Annotated in this window: 20 protein-coding genes, 1 tRNA gene and 1 pseudogene; 20 read left to right on the top strand and 2 right to left on the bottom strand. The window is 60.1% G+C overall.

Going from position 1 to position 18,863, the window contains the following annotated elements:
* The first annotated feature begins 62 nt into the window (after window positions 1-62).
* From rpsH to BINDI_RS05530, 10 genes are all read left to right on the top strand, one after another.
* Window positions 63-461 (top strand): 30S ribosomal protein S8, encoded by a 399-nt coding sequence (gene rpsH / locus BINDI_RS05575; protein ID WP_033490652.1) that lies wholly within the window; start codon window positions 63-65, stop codon window positions 459-461.
* A gap of 16 nt (window positions 462-477) precedes the next feature.
* Window positions 478-1,017, top strand: a complete 540-nt coding sequence (rplF, locus tag BINDI_RS05570; protein WP_033490650.1) for a 50S ribosomal protein L6 — start codon at window positions 478-480, stop codon at window positions 1,015-1,017.
* Between the two features lies 1 nt (window position 1,018).
* Window positions 1,019-1,390, top strand: coding sequence for a 50S ribosomal protein L18 (gene rplR, locus BINDI_RS05565; protein WP_033490648.1), 372 nt, complete (start codon window positions 1,019-1,021; stop codon window positions 1,388-1,390).
* Entirely contained in the window at window positions 1,387-2,142 is a 756-nt protein-coding gene (gene rpsE, locus BINDI_RS05560) for a 30S ribosomal protein S5 (protein ID WP_033490644.1), read from the top strand. Before rplR ends, rpsE begins: the two co-directional genes overlap by 4 nt.
* Window positions 2,142-2,327 carry a 50S ribosomal protein L30 gene (gene rpmD / locus BINDI_RS05555; protein WP_033490643.1) on the top strand — a complete coding sequence of 62 codons (186 nt, stop codon included), beginning with the start codon at window positions 2,142-2,144 and terminating at the stop codon, window positions 2,325-2,327. Before rpsE ends, rpmD begins: the two co-directional genes overlap by 1 nt.
* Window positions 2,328-2,329: 2 nt before the next feature.
* Window positions 2,330-2,794 (top strand): 50S ribosomal protein L15, encoded by a 465-nt coding sequence (rplO, locus tag BINDI_RS05550; RefSeq protein WP_033490642.1) that lies wholly within the window; start codon window positions 2,330-2,332, stop codon window positions 2,792-2,794.
* A gap of 177 nt (window positions 2,795-2,971) precedes the next feature.
* On the top strand, window positions 2,972-4,300 hold the full coding sequence (gene secY, locus BINDI_RS05545; protein ID WP_033490640.1) for a preprotein translocase subunit SecY: 1,329 nt from the start codon (window positions 2,972-2,974) through the stop codon (window positions 4,298-4,300).
* A gap of 193 nt (window positions 4,301-4,493) precedes the next feature.
* Window positions 4,494-5,066, top strand: coding sequence for an adenylate kinase (locus BINDI_RS05540; protein WP_033490636.1), 573 nt, complete (start codon window positions 4,494-4,496; stop codon window positions 5,064-5,066).
* A gap of 296 nt (window positions 5,067-5,362) precedes the next feature.
* A complete protein-coding gene (locus BINDI_RS05535; RefSeq protein WP_033490634.1) occupies window positions 5,363-7,189 on the top strand; it encodes an ABC transporter ATP-binding protein in 1,827 nt (608 codons plus the stop codon).
* Complete coding sequence (locus tag BINDI_RS05530) at window positions 7,182-9,194, top strand: ABC transporter ATP-binding protein (RefSeq protein ID WP_033490632.1); 2,013 nt, start codon at window positions 7,182-7,184, stop codon at window positions 9,192-9,194. Before BINDI_RS05535 ends, BINDI_RS05530 begins: the two co-directional genes overlap by 8 nt.
* Window positions 9,195-9,332: 138 nt before the next feature.
* Here BINDI_RS05530 and gdhA read toward each other — a convergent pair whose 3' ends face one another.
* The gene (gene gdhA, locus BINDI_RS05525) at window positions 9,333-10,679 is read right to left on the bottom strand and encodes an NADP-specific glutamate dehydrogenase (protein ID WP_033490631.1); all 1,347 of its coding nucleotides are present in this window, start codon (window positions 10,677-10,679) and stop codon (window positions 9,333-9,335) included.
* Between the two features lie 385 nt (window positions 10,680-11,064).
* Between gdhA and BINDI_RS05520 the strand changes: the two genes are divergently transcribed.
* The 9 genes and pseudogenes from BINDI_RS05520 (at window position 11,065) to BINDI_RS05485 (ending at window position 16,343) form a co-directional block, all read left to right on the top strand.
* Complete coding sequence (locus BINDI_RS05520) at window positions 11,065-11,526, top strand: Hsp20/alpha crystallin family protein (protein WP_033490992.1); 462 nt, start codon at window positions 11,065-11,067, stop codon at window positions 11,524-11,526.
* Between the two features lie 295 nt (window positions 11,527-11,821).
* A complete protein-coding gene (gene infA, locus BINDI_RS05515; protein ID WP_004268611.1) occupies window positions 11,822-12,040 on the top strand; it encodes a translation initiation factor IF-1 in 219 nt (72 codons plus the stop codon).
* 24 nt (window positions 12,041-12,064) lie between these two features.
* On the top strand, window positions 12,065-12,178 hold the full coding sequence (rpmJ, locus tag BINDI_RS07335) for a 50S ribosomal protein L36 (protein ID WP_015022330.1): 114 nt from the start codon (window positions 12,065-12,067) through the stop codon (window positions 12,176-12,178).
* Between the two features lie 129 nt (window positions 12,179-12,307).
* Complete coding sequence (gene rpsM / locus BINDI_RS05510; protein WP_015022329.1) at window positions 12,308-12,685, top strand: 30S ribosomal protein S13; 378 nt, start codon at window positions 12,308-12,310, stop codon at window positions 12,683-12,685.
* Window positions 12,686-12,768: 83 nt separating this feature from the next.
* Window positions 12,769-13,167 carry a 30S ribosomal protein S11 gene (gene rpsK, locus BINDI_RS05505; RefSeq protein WP_015022328.1) on the top strand — a complete coding sequence of 133 codons (399 nt, stop codon included), beginning with the start codon at window positions 12,769-12,771 and terminating at the stop codon, window positions 13,165-13,167.
* Window positions 13,168-13,243: 76 nt separating this feature from the next.
* Window positions 13,244-14,239, top strand: coding sequence for a DNA-directed RNA polymerase subunit alpha (locus BINDI_RS05500; RefSeq protein ID WP_033490629.1), 996 nt, complete (start codon window positions 13,244-13,246; stop codon window positions 14,237-14,239).
* Between the two features lie 131 nt (window positions 14,240-14,370).
* Window positions 14,371-14,865 (top strand): annotated as a pseudogene (gene rplQ / locus BINDI_RS05495) (50S ribosomal protein L17); the annotation flags it as partial.
* A 299-nt stretch (window positions 14,866-15,164) separates the two neighbouring features.
* The gene (locus tag BINDI_RS05490; protein ID WP_052108851.1) at window positions 15,165-16,166 is read left to right on the top strand and encodes a tRNA pseudouridine synthase A; all 1,002 of its coding nucleotides are present in this window, start codon (window positions 15,165-15,167) and stop codon (window positions 16,164-16,166) included.
* Window positions 16,167-16,254: 88 nt separating this feature from the next.
* A tRNA-Ser gene (locus BINDI_RS05485) sits at window positions 16,255-16,343 on the top strand.
* A 392-nt stretch (window positions 16,344-16,735) separates the two neighbouring features.
* On the opposite strand, the gene BINDI_RS07185 is transcribed toward BINDI_RS05485, so the two are convergent.
* Entirely contained in the window at window positions 16,736-17,671 is a 936-nt protein-coding gene (locus tag BINDI_RS07185; protein WP_148301990.1) for a hypothetical protein, read from the bottom strand.
* A 71-nt stretch (window positions 17,672-17,742) separates the two neighbouring features.
* On the opposite strand from BINDI_RS07185, the gene nusA reads away from it, so the two are divergent.
* Window positions 17,743-18,801 (top strand): transcription termination factor NusA, encoded by a 1,059-nt coding sequence (nusA, locus tag BINDI_RS05475; protein WP_033490626.1) that lies wholly within the window; start codon window positions 17,743-17,745, stop codon window positions 18,799-18,801.
* The last annotated feature ends 62 nt before the right edge of the window (window positions 18,802-18,863 follow it).

The following is an 18,863-nucleotide window of genomic DNA, read 5'->3' as shown; positions in this document are numbered from 1 at the left end:
CGCGGCTGCTGCAGGAATCTGCACGGCGGCGGAAACCACGGCGAGGAAGGGCATAAGCCCACATGACAATGACAGATCCCATCGCAGACATGCTCACACGTCTGCGCAATGCGAGTGCGGCCAAGCATGAAACAGTCGACATGCCGTACTCCAAATTCAAGGCGAACATCGCGCAGATTCTCAAGCGTGAAGGCTACATCGCCGACTTCCGGGCCAAGGAAGCACGGGTTGGGCAGGATCTGGAGATCACGCTCAAGTACGGCCCCGACGGACGTCAGTCCATCCAGGGCATCAAGCGCGTCTCCAAGCCCGGTCTGCGCCGTTACGCCAAGTCCGATTCTCTGCCCATGCCCCTGGGCGGGCTGGGAATCGCCATCATCTCGACCAGCTCGGGACTGATGACCCAGAAGGAATGCCTCGACCGAGGCATTGGTGGCGAAATCGTCGCCTACGTGTGGTGAGAAAGGAGAGCTGAACATGGCATCGCATATCGGTAAGCTCCCCATCGCCGTACCGGCAGGTGTGGAAGTCTCCATCAATGGCCAGGAATTCGCGGTCAAGGGTCCCAAGGGCTCCAGCAGCTACACCATCCCCGACGGGGTGGAAGGCAAGGTCGAAGACAACCAGATCATCATGGTTCCGGTCAATGATGAGCGTCCCACCAGGGCCAAGCATGGCCTGAGCCGCTCCATCGTGGCCTCCATGGTCGAGGGCGTCTCCAAGGGGTACAAGAAGCACCTGCTGATCGTAGGTACCGGTTACCGCGTGGTGGCCAAGGGCAAGAGCCTGGAGTTCTCTCTCGGTTATTCCCACACCATCACCGTGAACCCCCCGGAAGGCATCACCTTCGAGACCCCGAACGCCAACGAGGTGATTGTCTCCGGCATCGACAAGCAGGCCGTCGGTCAGGCTGCGGCCAACATCCGCCGCCTGCGCGCCCCCGAACCCTACAAGGGCAAGGGCATCAAGTACGCCGATGAGCACATCATGCGCAAGGCCGGAAAGGCTGGTAAGTGATATGACAGTCACGATTCTAGGTAAAGGCAAGAAGGTAGCCCGCCTGCGTCGTCACGCCCGTCTGCGCAAGCGCGTGGTGGGAACCGCAGAGCGTCCTCGTCTGGTGGTCACCCGTACCAACCGCAACATGATCGCCCAGATCGTCGACGACTCCAAGGGTGTCACCCTGGTGAGCGAGTCGACGATGGCCTCGGATTATTCCTCCTTCGAGGGAACCAAGACCGAAGCAGCCCGCAAGGTGGGCGAGCAGATTGCGGCCAAGGCCAAGGATGCCGGCATCACCGCCGTGGTCTTCGACCGTGGCGGCAACAAGTACCATGGCAGGGTTGCAGCGGTTGCAGAAGGCGCCCGTGAGGGAGGTTTGGCACTGTGAGCGACAACGAGAACACGAAGGAAACAACCCAGGTGACTGAAGATTCCAAGAACACTCAGTCCAGCCAGGGTGGCAGGAACGACCGGAACGATGACCGCCGTGGTGGTCGCCGTGGCGGTTCCCGGGATGGTCGTCGTGACGGTCGCCGTGGCCGTCGCGATCGTGACGATAACCGGGATGATCTCCTGGACAAGGTCGTGACCATCAACCGTGTGTCCAAGGTCCACAAGGGTGGACGTACCTTCAGCTTCGCGGCCCTCGTGGTCGTGGGTGATGGCAAGGGCACCGTCGGTGTCGGCTACGGTAAGTCCCGTGAGGTTCCGGCAGCCATCGCCAAGGGTCAGCTGGACGCCAAGAAGCACATGTTCACGGTTCCCCGCATCCGTGGCACCGTCACCCATCCGGTGATTGGCCACGATGCAGCAGGTACCGTCCTCCTGAGGCCCGCGGCCCCCGGTACCGGCGTTATCGCCGGTGGTCCGGTCCGCGCCGTCCTGGAGTGCGCCGGCATCACCGACATCCTCAGCAAGTCCATGGGTTCGGCGACGGCCGTCAACATGGTTCGCGCCACCGTGGATGCCCTGAAGCAGCTGGAGGAGCCCGAGGAGATTGCGGCCCGCCGTGGTCTGCCCCTGGAAGAGGTTGCACCCGATTCCCTGCTCCGCGCGCGTGCCGCCGGCATTGCCGAGGCCCGCAAGGAGCGTGAAGAGGCCAAGGACAAGGCTAACGACGACGCTAAGGCAGGTGAGTGATGGCCAAGCAGATCAAGATCACACTGACCAAGGGCCTCGTGCACACAACTGCACGCCAGAAGGAAAACGTCAAGTCCCTGGGTCTGCACAAGATCGGGCAGTCCGTCATTCGTGAGGACACGCCCGTCTACAGGGGCATGGCCAACAAGGTCCGCCACCTGGTCACCGTAGAGGAGGCTGACTGACAATGGCTAGCGAGAAGCAAGAGCCCACGATTCTGCAGATGCATGATCTGCGCCCGGCTCCCGGAGCCAAGCGTGACCGCATTCGCGTGGGTCGAGGCGAAGGTTCCAAGGGTAAGACCTCGGGCCGTGGCATGAAGGGCACCAAGGCGCGCTATCAGGTGCGCCCCGGATTCGAAGGCGGCCAGCTGCCTCTGTACATGAGGCTGCCCAAGCTGCGTGGATTCCGTAGCCCCTTCAAGAAGCAGTATCAGGTTGTCAACCTCAACGCATTGAGCGAGCTCTTCCCCAAGGGCGGCGAGATCACGGTCGATGATCTGGTCAAGGGCGGGGCGGTCCGCAAGGGCTGCCCGGTCAAGGTCCTCGGCGAAGGTGAGGTCAAGTCGGCCTTCACCCTCAAGGGCATGAAGGCTTCGGCCACTGCCAAGAGCAAGATCGAGGCGGCAGGCGGGTCCATCTCCGAAGACTGAAAGTCGGAGGGGACATAACCTGCCTGGCAGGAATGGTTCATCGGTCCTCCCCGTTCTACGGGTGAGGGCCGATTCCAATTTCGAGCCGGTATGACTGACCCATCGGTTATGCTGGATTGAGCAAAAGATGAGCGCGGCTTTAGGGCAGGTCTCAGGCGCGGTAGGGAAGGAACATAGGTGAGGACGTTAATCCAGGCCTTCAGGACCAAGGAGTTGAGGAAGAAAATCCTCTTCGTCTTCGGTATCATCATCATCTATCGGATCGGTTCTTTCATACCGACCCCCGGAGTGGACTACCCTGCGGTGCAGAAGTGCATTACGACAGCGGGCAACGAGGACTTCATCGGCCTGGTCAACCTCTTCTCGGGCGGAGCCCTGCTCCAGCTCTCCATCTTTGCATTGGGCATCATGCCCTACATCACGGCTTCCATCGTGGTTCAGCTCCTGCGTGTGGTCATTCCTCGCTTCGAGGCCCTGCACAAGGAGGGGCAGTCGGGTGAGGCCAAGCTGACTGAGTACACCAGGTATCTGACCATCGGCCTGGCCATCCTCCAGTCCACGACCATCCTGGTCACTGCACGGTCCGGGGCCCTCTTCAACGGGGCCTGCCAGAGTCAGGTCATTCCTGACAGCTCTGTATGGAACCTGGTCGTCATGGTTCTGATCATGACCGGTGGCACCGGTCTGATTATGTGGATGGCCGAGCTCATCACCGAGAAGGGCATCGGCAACGGTATGTCGGTGCTCATTTTCACCTCCATCTGCTCGGGCTTCCTGCCCCAGCTCTGGAACATCGGATGGGGAACCACCGGCAAGAACGGCGACTGGACCAAGTTCGGCATCGTCGTTGCTGTTCTGGTCTTCATCCTTATCTTCGTCGACTTCGTGGAGCTGGCCCAGCGCCGCATCCCCGTTCAGTACACCCGCCGTATGATCGGCAGGAAGATGTACGGGGGATCCTCCACCTATCTTCCGCTGAAGGTCAACATGTCGGGTGTCATCCCGCCGATCTTCGCCTCTTCGATTCTGGCCATCCCCACCCTGATTGCGCAGTTCGGCAAGCCTGAGCAGAACTGGGTCAAGTGGATAGACGAGAACCTTGCCAACACCACGTCGGTCTGGTACATCGCCCTCTACTCGGTCATGATCGTCTTCTTCTGCTTCTTCTACACGTCGATTACCTTCAACCCGGATGAGACCGCCGACAATATGAAGGAGTACGGTGGCTTCATTCCCGGCATCAGGGCAGGACGTGCCACCAGCCAGTACCTGAGCTACGTCATGAACAGGCTCAACACCGTGGGCGCCATCTATCTGCTCTTCGTGGCTCTGATTCCCACCGTCCTGATCATGCTGCTCAAGATCAACTCGAAGCTGCCCTTCGGCGGTACCACCGTCCTGATCATCGCTGGTGTCGGCCTGGACACCCTGCGGCAGGCCAAGGCACAGACCGAGCAGTTCCAGTACACCGGGTTCCTCCTGGACGGGGACCACAAGGAAGGCTGATTCCTCCTGCCGGTTCCGATTCGATTCGGCCGAAGAAGAGTTGAAGGTCCGACCACCATGCCGGTGGCCGGACCTTCCTGGTTTAGGGAATGGCCGCTTTGGACCGTGCAACCGCTAACATACGTAGATGAGGGTTCTGCGCGGCTGACGCGTCGGGGACCGGATAGACAAGGACTCGAGCAAAGGACGAGGAATGGTACAGCGACTGTTGATCATGGGACCGCAGGGAGTGGGCAAGGGTACTCAGGCGGCCCTGCTCAGCAAGCATTACGGCATACCCGCCATCTCCACCGGTGACATCTTCCGATACAACCTGAAGAACGGTACGGAGCTGGGCATGCAGGCCAAGGCCTATACCGATAAGGGTGAACTGGTGCCCGACGAGCTGACCAACAAGATCGTCAAGGACCGGCTGGGTATGGAAGATGCCGCTCAGGGGTGGATTCTGGACGGCTACCCCCGCTCTTCCTCGCAGGTTGAAGCCTTGGACCAGATGCTCCAGGAGCTGGGTACCCCCCTTACGGCCGTGGTTGCCCTGGATGCCGATCATGACATCCTGATGAAGCGCATTGCCAAGCGTGCAGAGGAGGAGGGGCGCGCTGACGATACCCCCGAGGCCATCGCCAAGCGTCTGGATATCTACGCCGAGAAAACCGCACCTCTTCTGGACACCTACAAGTCCCGTGGTCTCCTGGTTGCAGTCGATGGACAGGGCGAGGTCGACAGGATCTCCCAGACCATCATCGAAGAGCTGGACAGGCGCTGACCTTTGAGGATGTGCGCCGCGATAAGCGGACACGTCCGTTTGCGCGGCGGGATGGATGAGCCATCCGGCTCCCGGCGGCTGGCCTCCAGTTCCGGCGTCATCTGACCGGCATATTCTTCAAGGAAGTTGCATGACCTGAACGGTCATGCAACTTCCTTTTTCGTAAATGGTTGAATACCAGCCCTAGTTACCCCAATAGGAAAGAACAAAGTGGTAGCGTTGATTCGTTCATTCCCATGCCTGCCGAATGCAGAAGCCGGTATGGATGAGACCGCACAGAAACCAGGGAGGGCAATTTGAAGGGTTCTACTACATCCGAGACGGAATCGGACAGGCAAGAACCGGCCCACCCGCAGCACACTGTCCGCACCATTCTGGGTTCTCTGCGCGAATACAAGAAGGCAAGCCTGCTGGCGCCGGGCTTTGTTTTCCTTGAAAGCGTTCTGGAGATAGTGATACCGACCATCATGGCCTCCCTGATTGATCAGGGTGTATCAGGACGCTCCATGCCGGCCATCATAAAATTCGGACTGATACTGCTGATCTGCTCGGCGGTCTCCCTTTTCTCGGGATTCATGTCCGGACGGTATGCGGCGATTGCATCCTCCGGCCTTGCGAAGAACGTCCGCAGTGACCTTTTCGCCCAGGTGCAGTCCTTCGGTTTCACCAACATAGACAGGTTCTCCACCGGGTCCATCATCACCAGACTGACCACCGACGTGACCAACCTGCAGAACGCCTACCAGATGGTTATCAGGGTCGGTGTCAGGGCACCGATCATGGTTATTGTGGCCTGGTTCTTCTCTTTCAGGATATCCAAACCCATATCGTTGGTCTTCCTGATCGTCATCCCCATCCTCGGCCTTGGCCTGATCGGTCTTTCCCTTCTGGTCCATCCGATATTCGAGCGGGTTTTCCACACCTACGACCGGCTCAACAATGTGGTGGATGAGAACCTTCAAGGCATCCGTGTGGTCAAGTCCTACAACCGGGAGGACTATGAGGAGGGCAAGTTCGGCAGGATTTCCCAGTCCATATACCAGGCCTTCTGCAAGGCCGAGCGGATTATGAGCCTGAATCCCGCCCTCCTCAACTTCTGCATCTATGCCTCTCTCCTGGTCATATCCTGGATGGGTGCCTCACAGATCGTGGCCTCCGGCAACAACGCCTCCCTGGGTCTGACCACGGGTGATCTGACTGCCCTGGTCACCTATGCCATCCAGATCATGATGGCCATGAACATGGTCTCCATGATTGTGGTCATGGTCGTCATCTCCCAGGCCTCCGCCGAGCGTATCTGCCAGGTCCTGCAAGAGGTGAGCACCGTGCAGGATCCCGCAGATCCCGTCATGGAGGTTGCCGACGGGTCCATCAGGTTCCAGGATGTGACCTTCCGCTATTCGGATCGGTCGGAGCGCCCCGTGCTGAGCCACATCGACCTGGACGTTCCTTCCGGCTCGACTCTGGGCATCGTAGGCGGGACAGGGGCCTCCAAATCCAGCCTGGTCCAGCTCATTCCCCGCCTCTATGACGTGACCGAGGGATCGCTTCAGGTAGGTGGTGTGGATGTGCGCCGGTACGACCTGACGGTCCTGCGCGACCAGGTGGCCATGGTGCTCCAGAAGAACGTCCTCTTCAGCGGCACCATTGCTGAAAACCTGCGCTGGGGCAACTCCCAGGCAAGCGACGAGGACCTGGTACATGCATGCTCTCTGGCCCAGGCGGATGGTTTTGTACGGGAGTTCCCTGACGGCTACCAGACCCGTCTGGACGAGGGGGGGTCCAACCTTTCCGGCGGACAGCGCCAGCGTCTCTGCATAGCCCGGGCCCTGCTGAAAAAACCGGACATCCTGATCCTGGACGACTCCACCAGTGCCGTGGATACCAAGACCGACCAGCTGATTCGCCAGGCGTTCAGGCAGGAGATTCCCGACACCACCAAGATCATCATCTCCCAGCGTCTGGCTTCGGTGGAGGACGCGGACATGATTCTGGTTTTGGAGGAGGGGAGGATCCTCGATAAGGGTACGCACCAAGACCTCCTGCGAACATGTCAGGAATACCGATCCATATACGAATCACAGACCAGGAACAAGGACGGGGAGGACAAGGACCATGAGTGACGGATCATTCAAGAACCGCAAGCCCCGCCTGGACAAGGCCGCACCGGGAACGACCCGCCGCCTCCTGGGTTATCTGATGGCCTACCGCTGGCAGATGGTCGTGATTGTGGTTTGCATCATCATCAGCGCAGGGGCCCAGGCGGCATCCGCCTTCTTCCTCCAGCCCCTGATCGATCACTACATCCTCCCCCTGGTGGGAGTCACCGACCCGGATTGGGGCCCCCTGATGCGGACCCTGATTCTGATGGGGTGCCTCTACCTGGTGGGGACCTTCTGCTCGTGGTTCTGGAATTGGCTCATAGTCGGGGTGGAACAAGGCACGCTGAAAACCATCCGCGACCAGATGTTCGCCCACCAGCAGGAGTTGCCCATCGGCTTCTTCGACACCCACGAACACGGTGACACCATGAGCCGATACACCAACGACACGGACACTCTCCGCCAGGCCATCTCCCAGTCCTTCCCTCAGATGGTCTCCTCGGTCCTCTCCGCCCTGGCCGCTCTGATCTCCATGCTCTTGCTGTCCATTCCCTTCACCATCCTGACCCTGGTCTTTGCAGCGGTCCTGATTGTGGTGGTCCGGGTCCTGGTTACCAGGAGTGGTCGGTATTTCGTTCATCAGCAGCGCTATCTCGGCCAGGTCAACGCCTTCGTCGAGGAGGCCGTAAACGGGCAGAAGGTCATCAAGGTCTTCAACCATGAGGAGGCCACGGCACAGGCCTTCGAGGCCCGGAACGAGGAACTCTTCCACGCCTCGGCCCAAGCCAACACCTATGGGAACGTGACCATGCCCGTCGTGGGCAACATGGGGTACCTGCTCTATGTCATCCTGGCCATCGTTGGTGGCCTCGCCGGCATTGCAGGTATGGGGAATGTGGGGCTGACCGGAAAGGGGCCGCTCACGTTGGGGACCATCGTCTCCCTCCTGACGCTCTCCCGGTCGTTCATCAATCCCATTGGTCAGGTGTCCATGCAGTTCAACATGGTCATGATGGCCCTGGCCGGTGCCTCCCGGATTTTCGACCTGATGGACGAGCCTGTGGAATCCGACCAGGGCTCGGTCAGTCTGGTCCATGTCGAGCTTGCCTCGGACGGGCGAACCATGACCCCTGTCGATTATGAGACCGGGCACTGGGCTTGGAAGCGCGCCGCTGATGATGACGGCAGGCGCTCGCTGGAGGCCGCCATGAAGCTCCCCGGCGATGCCCGGGATGTGGCCCTGAAGGCCAAGGACCAGGCCATCACCTCGGCCGACGGTAGATACACCCTTCTCCAGGGGGACGTGCGGTTCACGGATGTCGGTTTCGGCTATGATCCGAAAAACCCCGTCCTGCATGACATCACCTGGTTCGCCAAGCCCGGGCAGAAGGTGGCCCTGGTCGGAGCCACCGGTGCCGGCAAGACCACGATCACCAATCTGATCAACCGCTTCTATGACATCCAGCAGGGGCAGATACTCTACGACGGGATAGACGTGAGGAACATCCGCAAGCCGGATCTTCGCCGCTCCCTGGGCGTTGTTCTCCAGGATGTCAATCTCTTCACCGGCACCGTCCTCGACAACATCCGGTACGGGCGCCTGGATGCCACGGATGAGGAGTGCATCGAGGCGGCAAGGATGACCAATGCGGACAGTTTCATCCGGATGCTTCCCCAGGGTTACCAGACGGTTTTGGAGGGGGACGGGAGCGGCCTCTCCCAGGGGCAACGGCAGCTGATATCAATTGCCAGGGCTGCCGTTGCCGACCCGCCGGCCATGATTCTGGATGAGGCCACGTCTTCAATCGACACCAGGACCGAAGAGGTGGTCCAACGAGGTATGGATGCCCTGATGCAGGGAAGGACCGTCTTCGTCATAGCCCATAGGCTGTCCACGGTCCGGAACTCCGACGTGATCATGGTGCTGGACCACGGCCGTATCATCGAGCGCGGCAACCACGATGAACTGATTGCCAAGCGAGGGGAGTACTACCAGCTCTACACGGGTGCCCTGGAGCTGGAGTGAGATAGGTGTCCGACCTCATTGTGGTCGGAGGTGCCGAACGTAATGGAGGAGGCCGACCCTGATGAGTCGGCCCCCTCCATTGATATTTCCGGAGAATCAGGTAGCGGGTTCTTTGCTGTTCCGCTTCGGCAGGTCGGTTCAGAGCACGCCCTGGGCCACCATTGCGTCTGCGACCTTGGTGAATCCTGCCACGTTGGCACCCAGCATCAGGTCGCCGGGGGTGCCGTACTCTTTGGAAGCCGCATAGGACTTCTGGAAGATGTCGGCCATGATGTCCTTCAGCCGCTGGTCCACCTCGTCGAAGGTCCACTGGAGACGGAGGGAGTTCTGGCTCATCTCCAGGCCTGAGACGGCCACGCCGCCTGCGTTAGCGGCCTTGGCAGGACCATAGAGCACGCCATGGTCCTGATAGACGGCGATGGCCTCGGGGGTGGAGGGCATGTTCGCGCCTTCGCAGACCACGGTGCATCCGTTGGCAACCAGGGTCCTTGCGGATTCCTGGTCGATTTCGTTCTGGGTGGCACAGGGAAGCGCGATGTCACAGGGAACGGTCCAAACCCCCTCGCAACCCTCGTGATACTCGGCTCCGTCGACCCGGTCGGCATACTCCTTGATTCTGCCGCGGTGGCCCAGCTTGATGTCCTTCAAGATATCGAGATCGATACCGTTCGGGTCGTGGATGTACCCGTTGGAGTCGGATGCGGTCACCACCTCGGCACCCAGTTGCTGGGCCTTTTCAGTGGCGAAGATGGCCACATTGCCCGACCCGGAGATGGCCACGGTCTTGCCCTGGAAGGAATCCTGGCGCAGGGCCTTCAGTGCCTCCTGGGTGTAGTAGCACAGACCATAACCGGTGGCCTCGGTACGGGCCAGGGACCCACCGAATGTCATGTCCTTTCCGGTGAGGACCCCCGAGTACTCATCGCGCAGACGCTTGTACTGACCGAAGAGGTAACCGATTTCGCGACCGCCCACATTGATGTCACCGGCGGGGACATCGGTGAACTGGCCGATGTGGCGCTGGAGCTCGGTCATGAAGGCCTGGCAGAAGCGCATGACCTCGGCATCGGAGCGCCCCTTGGGGTTGAAGTCCGATCCTCCCTTGCCTCCGCCCATCGGCAGGCCGGTCAGGGAGTTCTTCAGAATCTGCTCGAAGCCCAGGAACTTGACAACCGACTCGGTCACCGTGGGGTGGAAGCGCAGGCCTCCCTTGTAGGGTCCGATGGCTGAGTTGAACTGGACCCGGTAACCCCGATTGACCTGGATTCCGCCCTGGTCGTCCGTCCATGCCACTCGGAACTTGACGACCCGCTCAGGCTCGACCAGGCGCTCCAGAACGCCATTGGCCTCGTATTCGGGATGCTTGGACACAACCGGTTCCAGGCTCTCGAACACCTCGCGGACGGCTTGGAGGAATTCGGGCTGGTCGCCGTCGCGGTGTTCTACCTGCTGGTAGACGCGATTGACGTATTCGTTGGTAAACACACAAGGCTCCTTAGTCTTGATGGTTCTTGACAGTCGGCTGCACGGCGGGAATCGTGTCCCCATCCGCTGTTGCCGGTTTGGCGAATCGGTTTCATTCTAAAGTCCGGCCTTGTGCGGAAACAAGGGTCAGGCCCTGAAGTGTCTGACATATGGGCGGTTATCTCTCGGCAGGCGGAATGTGTGGAAGCAAAACTTGAGTCCTGTACACTCAAGTTTTTGCCTCAGAGTGAAATCCGGGCATGATCTGGGTGCCTGGGGGATTGAATACAGTGACAGGCAACGAAGGGGCGAAGACCTCGGATGTCCCGCCATCCACGTGTTTCCGAGTGGGGGTGCGGGGCGGCTGCCGGGATATTCGGACAGATGGTACTGAAGGAGCGCAATGATGGCTATGTTCCCTGCATTGATGAACAACTCGATTTTCGGTGATTTCTTTGACGATCCCTTCTTCAACAACTGGCATGACTCCCGTCGCCAGGGCGATGGAAAGGGGCTTGCAATGAACAGTATCCTGATGAATACGGATGTCCGCGAGACGGAAGATCAGTATCGGATCGATGTGGACATGCCTGGATTCGACAAGAAGGACATCGCACTGCGCCTGGAGAACGGGTATCTGGTGGTCTCCGCCCAGAAGAGCGATGATCAGGGCGACAAGGACGACAAGGGGCGCTGGATTCGGCGTGAGCGGTACACCGGTTCATGCTCCAGGAGTTTCTATGTGGGCGACCAGGTCCGTCAGGAAGACATCCATGCCAAGTACACCAACGGGACCTTGGCGATCAGCCTGCCCAAGGCCAGTGTCAAGCCGGTCGAGAACAAGAAGACCATCGCCATCGAGGACTGAGGTTCCCCTCTCGCCAAGGCGCTGAAGATCGCGTATCGGGCGGTTTAAAAGCTCCGCGGGCTGAATCGGGTAATCTCCACCACCGATCGGTCCGCGGTTTTTCATGTCTGCTGGCTGATTGGAGAAGCCGTTCCGATACGCTGCTATGATTGGATTGCATAGCGGGTCGTATGGGTGCGGCTTTTTTGCTATATCAACACGCCACTTTACTGAGCGTTATTGAAGGTGCTATACTTGCAAGTTGGCGTGTCTTCTGACACGTTGTGTAATCAGCCGAGGATCGGATAGAAGGCTTATGGCAAAAGATGGTGTGATTGAAGTTGAAGGGCGTGTCGTCGAGGCGTTGCCGAATGCAATGTTTCGCGTCGAGCTCGAGAACAAGCACATTGTCCTGGCCACCATTTCAGGCAAGATGCGCAAGAACTACATCCGTATCCTGCCCCAGGACAGGGTGGTGCTTGAAATGAGTCCCTACGATCTGAACCGCGGTCGTATTACGTACCGGTACAAGTGATAGGTACACAAGTAAAGGAAAACCATGAAGGTCAGCCCTAGTGTGAAGAGAATCTGCGAGAACTGCCGCGTGATTCGTCGACACGGCCGCGTCATGGTGATCTGCAAAAACCCGCGCCACAAGCAGCGCCAGGGCTGAGCGGATTTCCAGCGGCAATGAAACAAAGGCGCTAAGTCACAGCCGACAGGCTGAACCCCGGGTGCGCAGGCCCGGGCCGGGAGACCGGATGACTTGGTGCACGACCTGCGTAGAACAAAAGGAATCGCAATGGCACGTCTTGCCGGAGTCGACATCCCCAACGAGAAGCGCATCGAGATAGCCCTCACCTATATCTTCGGTGTCGGGCGCACTCGTGCCAAGGAAACACTTGCCGCGACCGGAGTGAATCCGGACACCCGCGTCAAGGATCTCACGGATGAGCAGCTGATTACGCTGCGTGATTACCTCGAAGGCAACTATAAGATCGAGGGTGATCTGCGTCGTGAGATTGACGCCGATATTCGCCGTAAGATCCAGATCAATTGCTATCAGGGCCAGCGCCACCGCAGGGGTCTGCCCGTGCGTGGTCAGCGCACCAAGACCAACGCCCGTACCCGTAAGGGACCGAAGCGCACAGTCGCCGGAAAGAAGAAGGCGACCAAGTAAGGCCGGATTCGGGATCGGGGGAGCGGTGCTCCGACCGTCCCGGGTAAGCAATTCAGTAATTCGTTAGAAGGAAACGAGGATCAATGGCAGCAGCAAAGCAGGCCGCGCGCAAGCCTCGTCGCAGGGACCGCAAGTCGGTTCCCGTCGGGCAGGCGCATATCAAGTCAACATTCAACAACACCATCATCTCCATCACTGACCCCTCCGGCGCAGTCGTCGCCTGGGCCTCCGGTGGCGATGTCGGTTTCAAGGGCTCCCGTAAGTCCACGCCCTACGCAGCGGGTATGGCCGCGGAGTCTGCCGCACGCAAGGCCATGGAGCATGGCGTCAAGAAGGTGGACGTTTTCGTCAAGGGCCCCGGCTCGGGTCGTGAGACCGCCATTCGTTCCCTGCAGTCCGCAGGTCTCGAGGTCGGTTCCATCTCCGATGTGACTCCACAGGCACATAATGGTGTCCGTCCCCCCAAGCGCCGTCGCGTCTGAGCACTAGAAAAACCATGGAATCCACCCGCGAAGACCGGTGTGTGCACCGCCGGTCGGAGCTGAAAGGATAGCAACAGTGCTTATTGCACAGCGTCCGACACTTACTGAAGAAGTCGTCAATGCCCAGCGCTCACGCTTCACCATCGAGCCCCTGGAGCCCGGTTTTGGTTACACACTGGGCAACTCGCTCCGACGTACCCTGCTGAGCTCCATCCCCGGTGCGGCCGTCACCTCGGTCCGTATTTCCGGAGCCCTGCATGAGTTCACCACCCTGCCCGGTGTGGAAGAGGACGTGACCGAGATCCTCCTCAACATCAAGGGCATCGTGCTGACCAGTGAGTACGACGAGCCTGTGGTCATGTACCTGCGTAAGAGCGGCAAGGGCGAGGCCACCGCCGGGGACATCACCCCGCCGGCCGGCGTCACCATCGCCAACCCCGACCTCCACATCGCCACCCTGGCCGATGATGGGGAGTTGGAGATTGAGTTCACCGTTGAGAGGGGTCGTGGCTATGTCCAGGCTCAGCTCAACAAGCAGGACGGCGACGAGATCGGCCGGATTCCGGTCGACTCCATCTACTCGCCCGTCCTGAAGGTCAGCTACAAGGTCGAGGCCACACGTGTTGAGCAGCGCACGGACTTCGACAAGCTGGTCCTGGATGTCGAGACCAAGCCGGCCATCTCTCCGCGTGATGCCGTCGCTTCGGCAGGTTCCACCCTGGTGGAGCTCTTCGGTCTCTGCCGTGAGCTCAACACCCAGGCCGAGGGCGTGGAAGTCGGCCCGGAGCCGGTCGTGGAAGAGGCCGATCCGGAGATGTCCGTGCCGATTGAGGACCTGAACCTGACGCAGCGTTCATACAACTGCCTCAAGCGCGAAGGTATCCATACCATCGGTGAGCTGGTTTCGCACACCGAGCAGGACCTGCTTGACATCCGCAACTTCGGTATGAAGTCCATCGACGAGGTCAAGGAGAAGCTCGAAAGCATGGGTCTCTCCCTGAAGGCTTCGCCTTTGGGATTCGATGCCAACAATCTCGAAGGGGGCACCTTCTTCTCGCCTGATGACGAGTGAGGATGCCGTCAGCCTTCGTAGGAGCGGATGCCGGAGTTCTGTCGCGGCGCCCGCTGAAGTAAGAGATCCCCGGGATCGGATGTTCGGGCGAATGCCCACCTGGTCACCGGGGCCTGTAAGGAGATAATCCAATGCCAAAACCCAGCAAGGGCCCACGTCTGGCCTCCAGCCCGGCCCATGAGCGGCTGATGCTGGCCAACATGGCCACCAGCCTGTTTGCCCATGGTCGTATCACCACCACCCTGCCCAAGGCCAAGAGGCTTCGTCCCCTGGCCGAGCGTCTGATCACCTTCGCCAAGCGTGGGGATCTTTCGTCCCGACGCAGGGTCATGAGGGTCATCCGCGACAAGTCCGTGGTCCACATCCTCTTCACCCAGATTGCAGAGCAGATGGAGCAGCGTGAAGGTGGATACACCCGTATCACCAAGATTGCTCCGCGTCGTGGAGACAACGCCCCGCAGGCTGTGATCGAGCTCGTGACCGAGCCCCTCTCCGCCAAGAAGGCCACCGTCAAGGAGGCCGAGGCTGCCGCCAAGGTGGCTGCCAAGGATGAGGATGCCGAGGTTGCAGCAGCAGCCGATGCCGCCATCGCCGATGGTGCTGCGGAGGATGCCGTGAACCAGGCTGTCGATGCCAATGAGTCCGGTGCGGACGTGGCCCAGGCTGATGAGGCCGCCGAGGATCTGGAGAAGACCGCTGATCAGGCTGACGAAGCTGCAGAAGCTGCTGAAGAGGCAGCTGACGTGGCCGAGGACGCCGAAGAGGCCTCCAAGAAGTAAGCCTCGAAAAGGCGCCAGCAGGTGCCGTTAAGGTCTGAACGAGGGTCGGGAGTTACTTCCCGACCCTCTTCCGTATTCCGTCCCTCTTGTTTTGTTGACTCCGGCTTGGAGTGTGGGGAGGGTATACCAAGTGCAAAGGAAAACCGATGGCTGAGAATCTGAGAGAGGGTAGCGCCCCGGAGGCGGATGAACCGTCAGATACCGTCAGGTTGCGCCTTGATCTGGCCTACCAGGGAGGGGACTTCTATGGATGGGCCAGGCAACCTTCGCTGAGGACCGTTCAGGGATGCCTGGAGGAAGCCCTGGCCCTGGTCACCCACCAACGGGGGAAGCGGGCAGACAACCAGGGAGTGGTGTGGAATCCCCGCCTGGTGGTGGCTGGTCGCACCGATACCGGTGTGCATGCATCCCATCAGGTCTGCCATCTGGATATGCCTCGACCCATCCTAGAATCCTGCAGGGGGCACATGGACGTGGATCCGGCAGAAGCCTTGAAGAGACGGCTCCGGCATCTTCTGCCCTCTGATATTGCCCTTCATGATTTAGGTCTGGCTCCAACAGGGTTTGATGCCCGATTTTCCGCACTTGAACGCACCTACGTCTATCGGGTCTGCGACCGGCCGGAAGACCTGGACCCAAGGATGCGCGGGTTTGTCCTTCCCGTTGATGGGCACCTGGATCTGGAGGCCATGAACCAGGCGGTTGGCTCCTGCCTGGGGTTGCATGACTTCGGGTCCTTTGCCACGGCCAACGAGGGTGGAACCACGATTCGGAAGGTTCTGCTGGCACGCTGGGACAGGGTTGAAAGACGCTCGCTGATTGAACCGTCCGCCAAGTCGATCGAGGGTGCAGGCTCTGGCCGAATGAACTACGACACACCGATGATGGAGTCAGGGCTGGTCTGCTTCACGATTGTGGCCGATGCCTTCGCCCACAACATGGTCCGATCCCTGGTCAATGCCTCGCTCCGAGTCGGGTTGGGCAAACGGTCCGTCTCATGGTTCGCCGATAAGGTGGAGCATCCCGTCCGGGAAGGATCGACAGGTCCCATTGCGGCTTGCGGTCTGACACTTGAGCATGTGCAGTATCCTCCTGACGACCAGTTAGCGGCACGGGCTGCGTCCATCCGGGCCAGGCGTACCCTGTAGCTCTGCTCCTGCGCCACGCGGTTTGTCAGACGGGGAAGGTGTGGCATAATGGAAAAGTTGTTGTTCGGCAGCGTCGTGCAACGACATTGGTTGAGTGTCCGAGCGGTCTAAGGAGCACGCCTCGAAAGCGTGTGAGGGCAACCCCCTCCGAGAGTTCGAATCTCTCCTCAACCGCCAATGAGAGCCCTGGGATTCCCGGGGCTTTTTCCTTATGTTCTGTCGGACTCGTGCACGGAGATGTTCGAGTGCGGAGTCCGGTAGAAGAACGAAGAGAGGCTGAAAGCGGTCTATTCGTCAGGTTTCTCGCACCATGCAAGCAGTTGAACCAGACTGATGAATCACCGGGACGGCTCAGTGAGGGTGGCAGCCGTATGCCGGACACCCGTCAACGCAGGGGAGCAGGAACAGTGTTCACCATCCCCTACGCTGACTTGGTGATACCCCCCGTGTTCCAACGGAATAGCCGCTCGGAACACGTTCTATCTTAACACCGTTAGATACCGTCAACACCATGAAAATCAACCGGGACAGGGGTTGAATTCCCGGCTTGCCCAACTGGAGGACCGGGGTCAGGATGCGGAGAGTGGCGCGAAGATGGCCGTCTTGGTATTGGGGTAACCGAACGCCAGGGAGAGGTATATGTGGGAGACGGCCAGGTCGGTCAACTCCCGCACGGCCTTCCGATGGTTCCTGGCGGCCTCGTCGGCCGAGCCTTCTTGGTGCTTACCGGTTCCTGATGTGGTCTTGGACATGGCATCGATGGAGGCCAGGATGGAACGGGCGGCGTTCATTTCCACAAGGGCAGTGGTTGGGGCCCGAAGCCCGTTGGCCTTGTCGATGATGGTGTCAGGGTGAGTCAGGAGTTCCTGGACCGAGTAGGTGCCTGGCCGCGGGTCGGCTTCCAGGTGGGAGACCAGAATCTGCCCGGCCGTGGTATGGGCGTCCGACAGGGACAGCATCCATTCCGCGCCGGCATGGCGTGCCGCCAGGACCGACATGGCGAAACCAGCCATGTCCTCGCCTTTGGCTGCCTGGGTGGCCGCCTCCTTCCCCATGGTTGCGGCGGCGGTATCCAGGTTGTCGGACGAGGAGATGGCGAGGCTTGTGGACGGCTTCGCCCCGGCGGCCTCCCCACTCTGTACATGCCAGGCTCGCATGTGGGCACGGGCGGCGTAGACGGCCGCTTCATCACGTCTGGAGGGGCACTCGACGGCTGCATCTATCCACGACTGGGCGGTTTCTTCATAAGACTCCGCCGTGGCGATACCGAAAGGCCCCATATCCAGGTGCTCCCGCGTGGAGGCCCTGGAATAGGCGGTTTCACAGGTACTGGTCCGGAGACCTCCCGGCTCCTGGACGGATACCTTGATGGGGGTGGGATTGGAACATGCAGCCAGGGCGGGAGTCAGCAGAAGTCCTGCAAAAGCCGTTGACATGAGACGGAGGATTCGCCCCCTCGAACGCCCTGAAGAGCTGGAGGGGCGGAAATCCTGGAGTGTCTGCATGAATGGCTAGAATAGTAGGGATTGCAGACCAGGAAGAAGCAGGGTCTGATAACTTCATAGGAGGTCTTGACATGGAACTGGACCTGGCTGAGATTCATCAGCTGGCTAACGAGCAAGGGATTGATGCCGAGACCTTGGACCAAGCCTTGAGCGAGGCCCTTTTGCTTGCCTACCAGAAATCGCCGCATGCAGCCCGCCATGCCAGGGTGGAACTGGATTCACGGGCAGGCACATTCACCGTCTGGGCCCAGGACGAAACCCCTCGGGAGCCCACAGAATACGATCCTCACCCCGGATATGACCTTGGGGAGGAATACGACGACACGCCCAAGGACTTCGGCAGATTGGCCGCTTCCACGGCAAGACAGGTTATTCGCCAGCTCTTCCGCCAGGCTGAGGATGAACGGATTTTCGGTGCCTTCTCCGGGCAGAAGGGACACCTGATTACCGGCGTGGTCCAACAGGACGCCAACGACCCGGGTAATGTGCATGTGGCCGTCGGAGACGTGGAGGCCATCCTCCCCAGGCGCGAGCAGGTTCCTGGTGAACGCTACAGGCATGGCGAGCGTATCCGGGTCTATGTGGTCAACGTGAACCGTGGACTCAAGGGGCCTGAGATTGTGGTTTCCCGGTCCCATCCCGAACTGGTCCGTCGTCTCTTCGAGCGGGAGGTGCCGGAGCTGGTGTCCGGGGCCGTTTCCATCATGTCCATCGCCCGCGAGGCCGGTGCGCGCACCAAGATTGCGGTCCGTGCCACCTCCAAGGGGGTCAACCCCAAGGGTGCCCTGATCGGCCCGTCCGGTGCCAGGGTCCGTGCCGTCATGGAGAACCTGGGACCCGAGAAGATCGACATCGTCGACTGGTCCGAGGACCCCGCAAAGTATGTGGCTGCGGCCCTCTCACCCGCTGTGGTGCGGCAGGTCGAAATCGTCAGCGAGACCAACCGCACGGCCATCGCCTTCATCAAGGATGCCCAGCTCTCACTGGCCATCGGCAAGGAGGGGCAGAACGCCCGTCTTGCCGCCAAACTGACCGGTTGGAAGATCGGCATCGAGTCCGAGGAGGCTCGCCAGCAGAAACTGCGCGAACAAGCGACGGGGGAGGCTTCTTCCACCGACGAAGAGAAGTGACCTGGAACATCCGACCAGGCGAGTATGCTGGACTTGATATTCCGAGCTTGGTGGCCCATGCC

Origin of the sequence: Bifidobacterium [indicum] DSM 20214 = LMG 11587 (assembly GCF_000706765.1) — a bacterium.
Classification (GTDB): Bacteria; Actinomycetota; Actinomycetes; order Actinomycetales; family Bifidobacteriaceae; genus Bombiscardovia; species Bombiscardovia coryneformis.
The sequence above is the reverse complement of the archived record's forward strand: the minus strand, read 5'-3'. Positions and strand labels throughout refer to the sequence as shown.

Bases quoted from the DNA above. Each gene is read 5' to 3' on its own strand.
- BINDI_RS07185 (WP_148301990.1), bottom strand. From the start codon at position 17,671: ATGCAGACACTCCAGGATTTCCGCCCCTCCAGCTCTTCAGGGCGTTCG.
- rplR (WP_033490648.1), top strand. From the start codon at position 1,019: ATGACAGTCACGATTCTAGGTAAAGGCAAGAAGGTAGCCCGCCTGCGT.
- infA (WP_004268611.1), top strand. From the start codon at position 11,822: ATGGCAAAAGATGGTGTGATTGAAGTTGAAGGGCGTGTCGTCGAGGCG.
- rpmJ (WP_015022330.1), top strand. From the start codon at position 12,065: ATGAAGGTCAGCCCTAGTGTGAAGAGAATCTGCGAGAACTGCCGCGTG.
- rplO (WP_033490642.1), top strand. From the start codon at position 2,330: ATGGCTAGCGAGAAGCAAGAGCCCACGATTCTGCAGATGCATGATCTG.
- rplF (WP_033490650.1), top strand. From the start codon at position 478: ATGGCATCGCATATCGGTAAGCTCCCCATCGCCGTACCGGCAGGTGTG.
- rpsK (WP_015022328.1), top strand. From the start codon at position 12,769: ATGGCAGCAGCAAAGCAGGCCGCGCGCAAGCCTCGTCGCAGGGACCGC.
- rpmD (WP_033490643.1), top strand. From the start codon at position 2,142: ATGGCCAAGCAGATCAAGATCACACTGACCAAGGGCCTCGTGCACACA.
- BINDI_RS05530 (WP_033490632.1), top strand. From the start codon at position 7,182: ATGAGTGACGGATCATTCAAGAACCGCAAGCCCCGCCTGGACAAGGCC.
- rpsH (WP_033490652.1), top strand. From the start codon at position 63: ATGACAATGACAGATCCCATCGCAGACATGCTCACACGTCTGCGCAAT.
- BINDI_RS05490 (WP_052108851.1), top strand. From the start codon at position 15,165: ATGGCTGAGAATCTGAGAGAGGGTAGCGCCCCGGAGGCGGATGAACCG.
- rpsM (WP_015022329.1), top strand. From the start codon at position 12,308: ATGGCACGTCTTGCCGGAGTCGACATCCCCAACGAGAAGCGCATCGAG.
- BINDI_RS05520 (WP_033490992.1), top strand. From the start codon at position 11,065: ATGGCTATGTTCCCTGCATTGATGAACAACTCGATTTTCGGTGATTTC.
- BINDI_RS05540 (WP_033490636.1), top strand. From the start codon at position 4,494: ATGGTACAGCGACTGTTGATCATGGGACCGCAGGGAGTGGGCAAGGGT.
- nusA (WP_033490626.1), top strand. From the start codon at position 17,743: ATGGAACTGGACCTGGCTGAGATTCATCAGCTGGCTAACGAGCAAGGG.